The 14,138-nt window shown below is 61.2% G+C and carries 17 protein-coding genes; 2 read left to right on the top strand and 15 right to left on the bottom strand.

All coding sequences use genetic code 11. The annotated features are described in order from the left end of the window. Nucleotides 1-132 precede the first annotated feature (132 nt). Nucleotides 133-2,190 carry a methyl-accepting chemotaxis protein gene (locus IEY47_RS20860; RefSeq protein ID WP_188982042.1) on the top strand — a complete coding sequence of 686 codons (2,058 nt, stop codon included), beginning with the start codon at nt 133-135 and terminating at the stop codon, nt 2,188-2,190. Nucleotides 2,191-2,210: 20 nt separating this feature from the next. On the opposite strand, the gene IEY47_RS04925 is transcribed toward IEY47_RS20860, so the two are convergent. The 13 genes from IEY47_RS04925 to IEY47_RS04865 form a co-directional block, all read right to left on the bottom strand. After that, entirely contained in the window at nt 2,211-2,993 is a 783-nt protein-coding gene (locus tag IEY47_RS04925; RefSeq protein ID WP_188982041.1) for a transglycosylase SLT domain-containing protein, read from the bottom strand. Nucleotides 2,994-3,151: 158 nt separating this feature from the next. Further along, nucleotides 3,152-3,967, bottom strand: a complete 816-nt coding sequence (sctT, locus tag IEY47_RS04920) for a type III secretion system export apparatus subunit SctT (protein WP_188982040.1) — start codon at nt 3,965-3,967, stop codon at nt 3,152-3,154. Between the two features lie 6 nt (nt 3,968-3,973). Then, nucleotides 3,974-4,243, bottom strand: coding sequence for a type III secretion system export apparatus subunit SctS (gene sctS, locus IEY47_RS04915; protein ID WP_188982039.1), 270 nt, complete (start codon nt 4,241-4,243; stop codon nt 3,974-3,976). 1 nt (nt 4,244) lies between these two features. Further along, nucleotides 4,245-4,901 carry a type III secretion system export apparatus subunit SctR gene (sctR, locus tag IEY47_RS04910; protein WP_188982038.1) on the bottom strand — a complete coding sequence of 219 codons (657 nt, stop codon included), beginning with the start codon at nt 4,899-4,901 and terminating at the stop codon, nt 4,245-4,247. Then, nucleotides 4,894-5,937, bottom strand: a complete 1,044-nt coding sequence (gene sctQ, locus IEY47_RS04905; protein ID WP_188982037.1) for a type III secretion system cytoplasmic ring protein SctQ — start codon at nt 5,935-5,937, stop codon at nt 4,894-4,896. The genes sctR and sctQ overlap by 8 nt, the downstream gene beginning before the upstream one ends. Before the next feature lie 2 nt (nt 5,938-5,939). Beyond that, entirely contained in the window at nt 5,940-6,419 is a 480-nt protein-coding gene (locus tag IEY47_RS04900) for a hypothetical protein (protein ID WP_188982036.1), read from the bottom strand. Beyond that, nucleotides 6,416-7,765: a FliI/YscN family ATPase gene (locus IEY47_RS04895; protein WP_308426277.1), complete on the bottom strand. Its 1,350-nt coding sequence runs from the start codon at nt 7,763-7,765 to the stop codon at nt 6,416-6,418. The genes IEY47_RS04900 and IEY47_RS04895 overlap by 4 nt, the downstream gene beginning before the upstream one ends. After that, nucleotides 7,762-8,358: a FliH/SctL family protein gene (locus tag IEY47_RS04890; protein WP_188982035.1), complete on the bottom strand. Its 597-nt coding sequence runs from the start codon at nt 8,356-8,358 to the stop codon at nt 7,762-7,764. The genes IEY47_RS04895 and IEY47_RS04890 overlap by 4 nt, the downstream gene beginning before the upstream one ends. Beyond that, on the bottom strand, nt 8,355-8,993 hold the full coding sequence (locus tag IEY47_RS04885; protein WP_188982034.1) for a hypothetical protein: 639 nt from the start codon (nt 8,991-8,993) through the stop codon (nt 8,355-8,357). The genes IEY47_RS04890 and IEY47_RS04885 overlap by 4 nt, the downstream gene beginning before the upstream one ends. Next, entirely contained in the window at nt 8,993-9,781 is a 789-nt protein-coding gene (sctJ, locus tag IEY47_RS04880; protein ID WP_188982033.1) for a type III secretion system inner membrane ring lipoprotein SctJ, read from the bottom strand. Before sctJ ends, IEY47_RS04885 begins: the two co-directional genes overlap by 1 nt. Nucleotides 9,782-9,784: 3 nt before the next feature. Further along, the gene (locus IEY47_RS04875) at nt 9,785-10,186 is read right to left on the bottom strand and encodes a hypothetical protein (protein ID WP_229779217.1); all 402 of its coding nucleotides are present in this window, start codon (nt 10,184-10,186) and stop codon (nt 9,785-9,787) included. Nucleotides 10,187-10,215: 29 nt separating this feature from the next. After that, nucleotides 10,216-10,434: a hypothetical protein gene (locus IEY47_RS04870; protein WP_188982032.1), complete on the bottom strand. Its 219-nt coding sequence runs from the start codon at nt 10,432-10,434 to the stop codon at nt 10,216-10,218. Nucleotides 10,435-10,485: 51 nt separating this feature from the next. Then, complete coding sequence (locus tag IEY47_RS04865; protein WP_188982031.1) at nt 10,486-11,091, bottom strand: type III secretion protein; 606 nt, start codon at nt 11,089-11,091, stop codon at nt 10,486-10,488. Nucleotides 11,092-11,345: 254 nt separating this feature from the next. On the opposite strand from IEY47_RS04865, the gene IEY47_RS04860 reads away from it, so the two are divergent. Beyond that, complete coding sequence (locus IEY47_RS04860) at nt 11,346-12,143, top strand: tetratricopeptide repeat protein (RefSeq protein WP_188982030.1); 798 nt, start codon at nt 11,346-11,348, stop codon at nt 12,141-12,143. A gap of 317 nt (nt 12,144-12,460) precedes the next feature. Here the strand turns inward: IEY47_RS04860 and IEY47_RS04855 are convergent, their stop codons facing one another. Both IEY47_RS04855 and IEY47_RS04850 read right to left on the bottom strand, forming a co-directional pair. After that, complete coding sequence (locus IEY47_RS04855; RefSeq protein WP_188982029.1) at nt 12,461-12,844, bottom strand: hypothetical protein; 384 nt, start codon at nt 12,842-12,844, stop codon at nt 12,461-12,463. Further along, the gene (locus IEY47_RS04850; RefSeq protein ID WP_188982316.1) at nt 12,834-14,105 is read right to left on the bottom strand and encodes a type II and III secretion system protein family protein; all 1,272 of its coding nucleotides are present in this window, start codon (nt 14,103-14,105) and stop codon (nt 12,834-12,836) included. Before IEY47_RS04850 ends, IEY47_RS04855 begins: the two co-directional genes overlap by 11 nt. Between the last annotated feature and the right edge of the window lie 33 nt (nt 14,106-14,138).

The following is a 14,138-nucleotide window of genomic DNA, read 5'->3' as shown; positions in this document are numbered from 1 at the left end:
CGTATTACTGGCATCCGGTCCCTACAGTTCTTCGGAAATGCGCCGATAGCCCATTAATACGGCGCCCCACAAGAAAACGGCGCGGCATTTGCTCTATCACTTCTGCTTGCCAATTTGAGAGGCCGATGTCCGATGAACCTATTGCTTAAACCGGGCGCGCGCCTGCTGGAGCGTTTTCGTTTTTCTCGCAAATTTCTATTGATCGCACTGATTTTCATCCTCCCGCTCGGCTATGCGATCTGGACGATCAGCGCAGGCCATGCGCGGACGCTGGAGAACATTGCGCAGAAACAATCAGGGGTACGCCAGCTTCGTACGCTCGATCACGTCGACGTTGCCATCATGACGTCACGAAATCTGGCCGCTCGTTGGAAAGCTCTGGATACCACCACGCGTGTGAACGAGGATGCGCGCGGGGCACTGGCACGATTGGTCGAGCAAGAGCAGGCCCTGAATGAAGCGCTGAGCGACGCCACACACGTATTGACCGCCGAAAACGCCAGCGCAGAGACACTCGCGGCGCTGGAAGACCTCAAGCGCATCGCGGAAAAGCTTCAAAGCAATGCGCTGAAGGAACTCAACTGGTGGCCTGACGGCTATCAGCGCTTCACGGACGCCCTGCAACAGGCCTCGACGCTGCGAGACCGTATTGCCAGCGATACCGGGCTTATCCTCGACCCACGACTCGATACCTACCTGCTGGTCCAATTCGGTACCCAGAGCTCCCCTCAACTTGGCCGTCAATTGGGCGTTCTGGCCAGTGTCGGCCAGGGCGTCGTCGCGTCCGGTAGTTTCAGCCTGCAAACACGCCTTCAGTTGCGGGAAATTCGGGCTGGTATCGATAACTCGCGCGCACTCTTCGTCAAAGGTGCGGAAACGTTGTCGGACATTCCGGAAGCGTCCCTTGAGCCCTGGAAAGGGACCTATCGCGACACGCTAGCAGCCCTCGACGCATGGACGTCGCAACTTGATTCGAAACTGTTCGGCGAAGGCGGCATTGCCTTGGACCTGCCGACGTTCGAACAGGGTATGGACGGCGCGCTCGGCAAGGTATTCACACTGGAAAGCGCGACGCTGGACGCCTTGGAAAACCGCTTGGGCGAGTATTACGGGCAATCGCTGCGAACGCTGATACTGACGCTGATCGCCTTTTCCGCACTCGCAGGGTTGGCGATGTATGCACTGCTCTGCCTGCAAGCCTCGATACGGGCAGGTGCGGGACAGATCACGGCGATGGCCCAAGCGCTGCGTGAGGGGGATCTACGTGGGCGTATACGGGTCGATGGGCAGGACGAGCTCGCAGCAATCGGCACGGCGCTGAATGAGGCTGTCATCCAGTTGAGAGGGTCTCTTAGCACAGTGAACAACGAAGCCGCCGCGTTGGACGATACCGTTGCTTCGCTTTCGCAACAGGCCCAGTCCAGTCTCACTTCCGTAGAGCAGCAACAGCAGCAAGTCAGCCAGATCGCGACTGCCGCGACGCAGATGGCCGCGACCGCGCAAAGCGTCGCCGAGAACTGCGAACTGGCGGCGCAGGATGTGGGCCAGACCCGCCGTATCGCCGAGTCCAGCAACCAACGTAGCCGCGAAACGACTGAGAGCATGCGCGGTTTGATCGAGCGTTTGGCCGCAACGGCAGATGCCATGGAGCAGCTCAACGTGCAGGCCCAGCAAATCGGTCGTGTCGTGGATGTCATCGGTGGCATCGCGGAACAAACCAACCTGCTGGCATTGAACGCAGCGATCGAAGCGGCCCGTGCGGGTGAACATGGACGCGGGTTCGCCGTGGTGGCGGATGAGGTCCGCAACCTTTCCAAGCGCACCCAGGAATCGACGCGCGAGATTGGTACGACCGTGGCCTCCTTGCGCGCCGTCGTGGACGATGCCGTGAGGCTGATGCAAGCCGCCTATGCGCAAGCAGAAACCGATGCCGGCGCAGTCGGTGAAATGGGCCACGAACTCGACGAGATTTCCCGTTCGGTGCAACGCGTCAACGACATGATTGCGCAGATCGCCACCGCGGTCGAAGAGCAGGCTGCGACTGCTGACGATGTCAGCGGCAACATCCAGCATGTGGATCAGGCCGCTGCGCGTCTATTGGATGGCGCGCAGGCTGTGCACGGGGCTGCCGATCGATTAAGCGATGGCAGCCGCAGCCTGACCCGCAGTACCGCGACGTTCAAAGTCTGAACAGCGCCGCAGGTCTCAACTTAGTAATACTGGTTGCCACCAGGGAAGCCGTCCGGCAACGCCTGCCCCTGGTCCAGCAGGCCTTGGTAGAAGTTGACCTTCTCCACATAGTTCTGCGTGCCAAAGCCGGTCGTGGAGATGGTGTGGTCCGATGGGTCCACCGATAGCGGGCCAGAGTTATACGCACGCAATGCGAGATCCCAGTCGCCAAATTGCGTGTGTTGCTCTTGCAGGTAGAGCGCACCTGCCATGATGTTGTTTTGCGGATCAGTAGCATCGCTACCGAGCAGCTCGGGATTGCGGCTCCGCAGATCCGCGTAGGTCTGTGGGTTGAGCTGCATCAATCCGGCGTCGGTCAGGCCATTTTCGCCATTGATCGTCCCGGCGGATGCGATCCCTTTCGACTCGTCCCAAATGACCGCAGCAAGCAAGTTTGCCGGTACACCTGTCGCTTCAGCGGCGGCGAGTATTTCTTCGCGATAGGGTTCGAGATTGCCAAGGTTCTCGCTTAACTCACCGGAACCCGAGGTTGGCTGCGGCGACTTGGCGTCATAGTCGATGAACTGCGCGTCGTTGAACGGCTGTTCGGTCGGCTCGTTGGCCTCCGTCGCCGAGGGTTGCGGGGTCTCCGCCGGCGTGGTGCCTTGAGGAGCTTCCAGCCCCATGGCCTGCAGAGTAATACGCGCCTGTTCGAGCTCTGCTTCGAAGTGTTGCCGCGTCGCGTCGTCAGTCGCGGCGTCGCGGCGCTCGGTACGGTCCGCAACGAAGGATTCCCAACCCGATACCTGTGAATCGACTTTCATCTCGTGCTCCTGGGAGTGACTGCCGCCGGCCCGTTTGGAATCGGTTTCCGACCTCAGCGTTAATGGCCTACGAATACTCTGGGAGACACGACACCCCGACTGCAGCTCGCGTCGATACTTTCATGCCTGCGTGAAAAACCAATGACAACGCTGGACAGCTATGACGCCTGCCAGAGATCTGCGAGCTGTTTGAACGCAACGTTCAGATCGCCGAGCTGGCCCAGCATGAATGGCAACAGGAAGGCCGCGTACAGCGTCAGCAGCACGGCGAACAACAGGTTCTTGATCGGCAACGACAGATCGAACACATGCAACTGGGGTGACATACGCGACAGGTAGGCAAGCAGGACATCGGCTACCAACAGTGCAATCACCAGGGGCGTGACCATCATCACGCCGATGTACATGACCCGATCCAATATATGCAGCACCTGCAATGCCGACGGTTGCGTGATCACCGGAAGGAAGGCCTCGGCCGGCCAAAGCCGGTAGCTCTGGTAAAAACCATCGAGCATTGCGAGAAAGCCGCCGCTGACGAAGAACAGCGCGATCAATATCACGCTGAGAAACGTCGACATCACACTCGACTCCCCCACGCTCAACGGATCGACTAGCTGCGCCATGGTGGAACCGCGCTGCAGGTCGATCAACTCACCAGCGACTTCGGCGGCCCAGAACGGAATGCCGAACAGCAGGCCGATGACCAGCCCGATTACCAACTCCTTCATCAACAGACCCGCGTAGGTCAGCGCGCCCGGCGGCGTTTCCATCTGGCCCAGCGCATCGAAGATTTCCGGCGCGATGGGGATGGTGATGACCGCCGCAACCGCCGAGCGCATCATCCCAGAGAGGCCGAGCCTGTTGAATGCTGGCGTGATGATGACCATTCCGAGCGCCCGCGATACCGCGAGCCCGAATGCACTGAGCAATGGGTAGGCAAGCTCGAAAAAGGCATTGGCGAGTTCGGCGTTCACAGCGGCCTAACGCGTCCAGGCGGGAAAGTTGTCCAGCATTTCGCCCGTCAGGTCGACCACCTGGCCGCCCAGCAGCGGGCCAACGACGATCAGCACCAACAGGACGGCGACGAGTTTCACCGCCTGCGGCAGCGTCTGGTCCTGAATCTGCGTGAGTGCCTGTAACAAGCCAACCCCAAGCCCCACGACGATCGCAACACCCAGCGCAGGTGCCGAAAGCAGCAGCACGGTCATCAACGCGTCCTGCATGAGCGATAGAAAGTGCCCCTCTCCCATATCAGCCTCCGTAACTCAGGATGAGGCCGTGCATCAGGCGGGACCAACCATCGACCGCAACGAACAGGAAAATCTTCAGCGGAATGGAGATCAACGTCGGCGACACCATCATCATGCCCATCGCCATCAACACATTGGAAACGATCAAATCGATCACCAGAAACGGAATGTAGAGCAAGAAGCCGATCTCGAATGCCCGGGTCAGTTCGGAGCTGACGAACGCTGGAATCAGCACCACCAGATCATCATCACGCAAATCGGCACGGGCCTCTTCGGACCAGATGCTTTCTGTCGCCTGCATGAAGAAGGCGCGCTCGGTGTCCTCGGCGTAACGTGACAGATGCGCCTGCAACGGGCCCCGCAACGTACTGGCCGTGTCCCGCACATCGTCCACGCTTTGTAGCGACAGCGGTCGGTCTTCGAACTGCTTCATCATCTCGCCCGCCACAGGCGTGGTCACGTACACCGCCAGGATGAGCGCGATGCCGTATAGCACCAGGTTCGGCGGCGTCTGTTGAATGCCCAACGCGTTACGAATGAGGAACAGCACGACGGCAATCTTGAGAAATCCCGTGAGCGTCACCACCGCCAGTGGCAACAAGCCAATCGTGGAAACGACAAGGATGATTTCGATCAGGTTGGGCGAAAACTCATTCATCGGCAGCGAAGCTCGTCACTCGCACGCCAAGCCCGTCGCCAAGCTTCACCAGCTCACCGCGGCCGACGCATCGACCATTGGCCATCAGCCGAACGGGCTCGGTCAGATCACCGCCGATCGACAATACGCTGCCCTCGCCCAGACCTCGAAGTTCGCCCAGCGTCATTTCCACCTGCCCCACCTCGCATACCAGGTGCACCGGCACGTCATCGAAGGGACTGCTCGACGTCTTGGACGAGTCGTTGAACGCGGACATGGAAGACTCCTTACTGCTGCGGTTACGAACGGGGGTACCGGCAAGCCGTAGCTTGCCGGCGCCGGATGATGTGCAAGGCACGCTGTAACGATCGGCCAATCGCAGCTGGTAACCCGCCTCGAAACGCTCCAGCATGACCGCGTCTCCGGGACGCAGACTACGTAGATCAGAGACGGTCAAGCGCTGCCATCCCGCTTCCAGACGCGCGTCGACGGGCAATGCATCGAGCATGCGAGGCGACACCGGATGGGCATCGAGTACGCTCGCGAGGCGTCCAAGCACAACAGCGTCGCACTCGATCCAGCCCAGCGCGGGCAGTGATTGCCCCTCCGCGCCCAGCGCGAATGCCAGGCGCGACAAGGACGACGTCCGGACGCTCTGGGGGTCGGCCTCAAAGCGTATGGCGACGTCCAGCTGCGCTTCCAACGCCTGGATCGCCGGCAATAGGTTGGCTTCGAACAGCATCCCCTTCAGCTGCGATGGCGCCTCGATCCAAGCCGGAACCGGCCCTTGGCGGAGGCGCTCACAGGCGACCATCGACAAACACAGCACGGCATCGGACTCGTCGAGTCGCAGGGGCAGCGCCACCACCGGTTCCGGCATCGATTCGGGCGTCGGCACGAAACGTAGCGATAGCGCGCGGTCACCTACCGTTAGCGAGATCGGCTCGCGCCGGAGCAACACACGGTTCAACAGTGACAGGGGGGCGGTTGAGAGATCCGGTAAGTCAGCGAGGTACGAAGGTGCAGCAATGGAATCGTTCGTAAGGGTATGACGCATCGTTAATGGCGGTCCTTCCACAACACGACAGGAAGCGGCTGATCCTCTTCCGCTAGAAATTGCGCGCGCTGCTCGGCTTGACGACCTTCGTGGTCGGCAAGCGTCTGTAAGGCGCTAAGCCGACGTAAGACTTTGGCGTGGGCGCGCAGGGATGTCTGGCGATGGGTATCGGCATCTTTCAACGCCTCGGCGGCCAGACGCTGTTGCTCGTCGATCCCTTCGAGTTCGAGGGTTTGGGTCGCTTCACGTGTCTGTTGGGCAACGACGCCGGCGAAGTCGATGGGTTTGCCCACGAACTGCTGCCACGCCTGGTCACGCTCTCCTTCCAGTTCGAGGCGACGCGCGCTGGCCCAGGTTTGCAACGTCTGATCGGCCTGCCGAGCCTTCTCGAATGCCCGAAGGTGGCGCGCCAGCGAGGCTTCCGCGATGCGTTCGCGCTGCCGCGTCAGGGTATGCAGTCTATCGAGCCAGTTCGCATTCATTTCATGATCTCCACCATGGCTTGCAGCGTTTCGCTCATGCTCGAACGCTCGCCGGCCGGTTGTCGAAGAAAACGTTGGAGCGCGGCGTGTCGAGCGATTGCCGTATCCGTTTCCGCATCGGTGCCCTTGCTGTACTCACCGACCTGCAATAGCAGCTCGATCTCTTCGTAACGAGCGAGCGAATCGCGCAGTTGCCCGGCTGTCTGCCGCTGGAGGGGCCGAGTGACCGCATCCATCAGGCGACTGCGGCTGCGCAACACGTCGATAGCCGGGAAATGGTTACGTTGAGCTAGCTTGCCGCTGAGCAGGATGTGGCCATCAAGGATGGACATGACCTCTTCGGCCACGGGATCGAAGGAGCCATCTCCTTCGGTCAGTACGGTGTAAAGCCCGGTAATGCTGCCGTGCTCGGCGGGGCCCGCACGTTCCAGCAGTTTCGGCAACGCTGCGAACAACGACGGTGGGAAGCCGCGCCGTGTCGGTGGCTCGCCTGCGGCCAGGCCAATTTCTCGCTGAGCCCGGGCAAAGCGGGTGACGCTGTCCATCAGTAGCAATACGTGCCGCCCTTGATCGCGAAAATACTCAGCGATACTGGTCGCGGCGTAAGCGGCCTTCACCCGTTCCATGGCGGGTCGATCGGAGGTCGCGACGACGGTAACGGTGCGTTTACGGGCGCTCTCATCCATCTGGCGCTCGAGTAATTCGCGCACTTCCCGACCGCGCTCGCCAATGAGCGCGAGCACGATGACGTCGGCATTCGTCCCTTTGATCATGCTCGTCAGCAGGGATGACTTACCGGCACCGGGTTCACCGAACATGCCCACTCGCTGGCCTTGCGCGATAGTCAGCAACCCATCGATGGCGCGTATACCCAATTGCAGCGGATGTTCGATCAGTTGACGGCTGAACGCGCTCGGTGGCTCGCGGTGCACGGGGTAACGCGGGAGCATAGGCACCTGCACGCGTTGCTCGGGGGTGCCATCGAGCAAATTGCCCATGGGATCGATGGTCGTCCCCAGCAACGCTTCGCCCATGGGAATGGTCAGCACGGAACCCGTGGTCATCACTTCGCAACGCGTCGAGATGCCTTCAAGGTCGCCGATGGGCGTCAAGATCGCCTCGTCATCGACGAAACCGATCACTTCGGCCGGGACACTGCGCCCAGTCAGTGGGTCGCGCAGGTGACAAAGCTCGCCGATACGGGCCATGGGCAGGCTGGCATGCACCATGACGCCGCTGACCCGGCGCACACGCCCGCGCTCCTGACGCGGTTGTGCGATTTCCGCCCGCTCACGCAGGCGTGGCATCAAATCATCGAGCTGATTCAGGAACGGCATACGGTTCATGCGGCGCGACTCTCGGACGCGGTCCGCAGGGTACCGAGCAGCTGCTCCAGCTGGCTTTCCAGGTCTAGATCCACCACCGCGAAGGGACCGACCAGGGTTGCCTGTATGCCATCCAACTGTGGGTCGGAAACGACCCGTGGCATGTCAGCAGCAGGTAGCGAGGCTTCGAGCCGTGCCTGTACCGGCTGCGCCCATTCCGGCGACACGTGCAGGCTGAGCCCCTGCCTATCGCGATATTCCGCCAACGCACGGGACGCAAGACCGGCGATCACGTCTGGCTGTGGCTGATCGAGCACCAGTTGGCGCACGAGCGAAACAGCCAGTTCGGCCATCTGCCCTTCCAATCCGCATACATACGCATCGAGTCGCGCACGTGCACGGGCCAGCAGTTCGGCGGCGGCGTAGCGCCCCATTTGCAGTCCTTCGGCGTGGGCCTTGGCGAAACGAGCTTCGGCCTCCTCTTCTGCTTCTTCGCGAATGCGCAAGGCTTCCAGATGAGCCGCTTCGAGAAACGCATATCCGTCGGTCCAGCATTCGACCTTTTCGGAACGAACGATCGGCCCCGCAGGACGCTTTGGAAGCTCGGCATTCATGGGTGCACCTCGGTGGTCAGCATTTCGGATGCGAGGGCATGCACGATCTGGGTGCCCTTCGCTCGCGCCTCGTCGGTCAGATGGACGTACTCTCGTGCGCGGGTTCGCAAGCGCATCCACCCTGTTAGCGCGGGGGAAAGCCCCTGGCGCCAAGCGTCCAGGCAGGCGGTCCCGTCTTGTATTACGGCGGCATCCAGTGCATCGATGTCCGTGAACGCGGGCTTGTCGAACGCAAGGGTGCGATGGCGCAACGCACAGTCGGCTACCGCTGCGCCAAAACGTTCGCGCAACGTTTTCACCTGTGACGCCTGCACCGCTTGGGTGAAGGCAGGGGCATTGGCGACCGCACCACAAGCACGAACGAATTGTTCCAGGCGCTGCGGCGAGGCAATGAATATCTGCGCAGCAACCGGTTCGGCGTGGAGCACCTCGCCGGGGCTAGCCAGCGCGTAATGCCGCTCCAGTACGCGCATCAGCCGCGGATGGAAACGCGGTTCCTGAAGCATCAGCTGGACGCTTTCTTCAGAAAGAATTGCTGGCACGAAGCAGGCGGCAATACGCTGCGGATCGAGGCTGCTGAGTATGACGTCCGGGCCAGCTGCACGGCTGGCGGCGAGATCAGAGTGAGAACTCATCACTGCACCGTCAGCGGATAGGTGCGCGCGGTGGCCGGCCGACGGTACAGCACATAGCTCAGCGCGACACCCAGGCCTAGGACGAGTAACAGCAGGCCGCCAAAAACCATCCGCGCCTGACCGATGCTGTTTTCCTGTAGCGTCATGCCCATGAACGTCGTCAGCGGTGCGTCGGGTGTCGACGGTCGCGCCGCCGCTTCCACCGGAATGACGGAAACCCCGTCGTAGCCCAGGCCAGAGATGCCGTTAGCAACCAGGGTTTTTACTTGCGGGATCAAACGATTGATGTCGAGATTAGGTTCATAGCGGATGAACACGGATGCCGACGACGGGACCGCGTCTCGGCGCAACAAGTCGTTGTCGGGCAGAACCACGTGGACTCGAGCGGACAATACGCCGTCTACCTGCGAAACGGTGTGCGACAGCTCTTCACTGAGCGCATAGATCATCTGCGCTTTTTCCTGCACCGGGGATGACACCAGGCCATTGCTCTGGAACACGTCGCCCAGGTTCGCGAACTTCTGTTCGGGCAAACCCGCCGCTTCCAGCAGCGTCATCGCTTCGGCGAACCGCGCCTTATCGACGGTGACCGTCAAAGTGCCGTCCTTCTGCACGACGCGATCGGCAGATATGCCCTGCCCTAGAAGGGTCGACACGATGCGGTTGGCTTCGCGCTGTTGCAGGCCGCTGTAGAGCTCGGTATCGCAGCCTTGCAGCACTAAGGCGAGCATGACGACGAGCACGGAGCGCATGATGTGGGGGCGGGTGAAAAAGGAGGCGTTAGGCATCGGTCATTGACCACGCAACAGGGTGTTGGCTGCGCCGGATACCTGGGTGGCACCCCGGACGACCATTTGCGTTTCGATGGCGTGGTCGAACATACGGCTCAGGGAGCCCACGACCTGCTCCAACTGGTTGTCCTGCAGACGTTGCGCGCCTTCTTTAGGTACCGCCGTTGCGCATGTTTCACTGGCTTGCAGCGGTGCAGGCCCAAGGTTCTCGGCACGCTCGGAAAATTGACGTGCACGCTCGAGATAGCCGCCGATGTTGTTCAGCACCCCTTCGCTCAGCTGCATGGGGCTCGCGCCCTGGCTCATGCCCTGCGCCTGCTGTGCGATGTGCTCGAACAGATTTTGCGACGCCAACTCCTGCCCTTGTACTGCAGTAGTGGCGACTCCTGTGGTTGGCGTCATGGTGACTCCTCGTCAGTTGCGGAACGAAATCACTCGTCGGACATGGCTTCGTTCAGGATGTCGTTGGCGCGCGGCATGATGATCATTTGGCCGCCGATGGTGATGGCGCCGGTAATCAGCTGCTGCTCGAACTCGGCATCGGACATTTCGCCCTCTGCATTCTCGATAGCGTCGTTGAAGCTTTGCTCGTTGCTGGCGGCGCCGGAGCCATCGGTGATGACGCTGGTATCGACGGGATTTACGGACATATCGGTCTCCTTGAGTCAGGGTGCGCAATGGCACCGTTTCGGGCGGTCAGCTCAGTTGCTGACCACTTCCGTCTGAGCACCGCCACGGAACACGCGGACACCCGATTCCGTCGGTCTCGTCGCGGTACGTTGAATGGGACGCAGAGAACCTACGCGCTGGCCGACACGGTCCAGATAGCTTGGCGGGCCCGACACGCTTAACGACCCGTCGCTTCTGATCTCGCTCGAAATGAGTGGGCTGGCGCCGTCGGAAAGGCCTGCGAGCGATTGCCGTAGCGCGTCTGTGTCGACGCCGCGCACGTCGAAGTTGCGGTGAGTGAGGTCGGATTCGCGGTCCACGATCAACGCGGTACCGTCCTGGTACCAGAGCAGGCCGTTGGTGCTGCCGATCCGCGAAAGGAATTCCCCGGCAGTCGCCGCAAAGATGTCGCCACGAACCTTGCCGTCGACGCCCTTGGATACGATTACAGGCATTCCAAGGTTGCGGCCGAACTCGCTCAGCACGCCACGAACGTCTTGATCGATAACCCGGTAGGCATAGGGCTGATCGCGCCAGCTGCCTGTCTCTTCGGCAACCGCGCTGACGCATGCGAAGGTGGCGAATAAAGCCAATATCCACTGGCGGTGAAACGGTATGTCGTGGCGGTACGAATGCATGTGCCCTACCCGTCAGGCAGCGAAAAGCGCAGCCCCTTTGGAAATAAGGTCCATCCTGGTACGAGCGACAACATCGGCTGCTTCCTGCTGCCGAAACGCAAGAGCCCGATCCCGAACGATAGCGGGACAGCTCTGGAATGCCCGCAGTATCCCCATCGGACATGACAGGTTCGTTGCAGTGAACGAGCGGGCGCGTTGTAACAGAACCGTCATCACGCTCTGGCCCAATCGGGCGCACTTGAGCAAAAGGGGATATGACGTTGTCACGCCTGAATCGCACGTGCCCGGCTGTAGGATTACTGTGTGTCGCCCTGATGGGTTGTGCTGCGAAGACACCACTCGATGATGACCAGCGCCGTTTGATGAGCCTCGCTGCTCAGGTGCAGCAGAATGGCGATCCCGCGTCTGCTGCCGCGTTGTACGAGCGCGCCGCCAACGCCTCCGACCAGGCGCCGGACGTCATGCTCGCGCTCGGCAACGCCCGGCTCAGTGCTGGTGATGCAGCAGGTGCCGCTAAAGCGTTTCGCAGCGTGCTCATGCAGCGTGAGAACGAGCCCCATGCCCTGCTCGGGCTCGGTTCGGCGGAGCTCAAACTTGGCCAGCTCCAACGTGCCGAACGTACGCTCACGCTCGCCGCACCAACATTGGGAAGCGCGACGATGTACAGCCGCCTCGGTACCGCTCAGGTTCTCAACGGCCACTTTGCGCCCGCACTGGAATCCTTTCAGCAGGCGCTAAAGCAGGAACCGAACAATCTGGATATTCGGAGCAACCGCGCACTGGCACTCGCGCTCTCGGGCCAAGGCCGTGAGGCTGAGCTTGAGATGACGGCAGTGACTGCCTCGCCGTTGGCCGAGCCTCACCACACGCGGCAACAGATGCTGGTTTCGATGTTGGCTGGAAACGAACGCCGCGCACGCTTGGCGCTGTCCGACCTCAGCAATACCCAACGTGAAACGCTCATCCGCAAGGCCCAAGCCATTCGCAACATCAGCGATCCCGCGCGCAAAGCCCAAGCCATTGGTGTGCTCGCGGCGCAAAGCGAGCGTTGATCGAATAGGTGTAGGACCGGTTTAGCGTTATTAACAAAGCAGCGTCGATCGACAAACGCGCTCTTTGTAGGAGCCCAGCTTGCTGGCGATCAGGGGCTAACGAACAACACAGCAGCGACTGGACTAACGTGATCGCCAGCAAGCTGGCTCCTACAAAGGGCCGAGCGGCTTTGATTCAAAGGCGAGTGTTGATTGCCTACCCGCTGTTGTAGGAGCCCACTCATGGGCGATCAGGGGTTAACGCATACCACAGCACTGCCAGGACTAGCGCGATCGCCAGCAAGCTGGCTCCCACGGAGAACTTAGCGGCTGCGGTTTCATGGCGCAGAGATTGCGGTCGACGCTTCGCGTTCGAGCTGCTGGCGGCGCTCTTCGTCTTTCGCCTCGTCCGGCGTCAGATATCGGCGTACCGCCTGCCCTACGGGCGCGGCCAGCGCGGGGCCAGGGTCGGTCCCCTTTTGCAGTTCGGCGGGGCGCTCCACCATCCGCATCAGGTTCAACGCATTCGCGCATCCGGGCGGTAGACGTGAGGATATGCCCTCCCCTGCAGCTTCGAGGCATGCGTCGGGAAACGGTGTATGCCGCTGGGGCACGTTCACGCCATAGTCCTGCGGGTACTCAGATTGCTTGAGATCGGTCTCGCAGCCTGCGATGGACAAAGCGCACAGCAGTGCCGTCCCTAACTTCCAGTCAATCGACATTGAATCCGAACTCCGATTGGTTGAGTCGGCGGCCGTTCTGCGCCATGTGCCATGCAGGATTGTCCTCGGCGTCATCCAGCGGCGTTGCCAGGTTGCGCTCCGACGTGGGTTGCACGAGGTACGGCGTAATGAGGATGACCAGTTCGGTCTCGTTCTGCTGAAACCGCTTCGATCGGAACAAGTTGCCGAGCACGGGCATGTCGCCCAAAAGCGGCAGTTTGTCCATGTCTTGACTGTTGTTGCGTTGGAAAAGACCGGCAATGGCAAAGGTCTGTCCGCTGCCGACCTCGACGCTGGTATCGGCTCGGCGCACCTGGAAGGTCGGCACGGTGACGCCGACGATCTCCACCGTACTATTGGACGAGAGCGTGCTCACCTCGGGACGAACCTGCAACGCGATGCGCCGACCCGGCAGCAACGTCGGCGTGAACATCAGGGACACGCCATAGGGCTTGTACTCAATGCCCACCAGATCCCGATTCACCGGTACTGGCACCGGTATTTCACCGCCGGCCAGGAAACTCGCGGTCTGCCCGGTCATCGCCGTAATGTTCGGCTCGGCAAGAATCTCCAAGATCCCATTGCTTTGCAGGGCATCGAGCAGCACGTCGACATTCGCGCTGCCGGATGAAAACCCGCCGGAAATGAGATTGGTCGCACCCGCCTGCGCCGCCTGCGAAAGCGGGCCGCCAGTCAGGAAGCCGAACGAAAAATTCCCGGAGTTCACCAGGGCGCTCCAGTTGACGCCATAGCTCAACAGCTTCTGCCGCGAGACCTCAGCGAACCGCACGCGAATGTTCACCTGCGGTGTCCCTTCATAGGTCGCCAGGTTCGTCGCCGGGATCTCCGGCGTTGCCTGGCTGGAAAGGCTGGCGTCAAGGCGCGTCGCTTGCTCTACATTCTCGACGTTACCAAGCACCAATGGGCTGCGTCCGGCAATGGATGACGACACCCCCGCTGCATTCACCCCTTGCAGGGAAGGCCCAACCTCTAACCGCATCGTTCCGCGCCGCTGTTGCCCGTCGCCCAACGCAATCAGGTTCGTTGAGCCACTGGCCTTACCGTACACATAGGCGACGCCCTGGGAGACGACGCGGACGTCTGCAATAGCGGGGTCCGCAACCAGCAGTGATTCCACGGGCGCCGCGAACCGCAATACCTTGCCCTCGCCTTGGGCGATCTGGATATTGCCTCCGTCAGCGGCATCCACCTGTATTTCCTGAGCGGCGCATACCCCGGAAAGGAGCGCCAGCGAAGACATCCATAACAGCGCCCGCACACGGGCATACAGGTT

The organism is Pseudomonas matsuisoli (genome assembly GCF_014647635.1).
Classification (GTDB): Bacteria; Pseudomonadota; Gammaproteobacteria; order Pseudomonadales; family Pseudomonadaceae; genus Pseudomonas_P; species Pseudomonas_P matsuisoli.
This window is presented reverse-complemented; position numbering and strand designations above follow the sequence as displayed.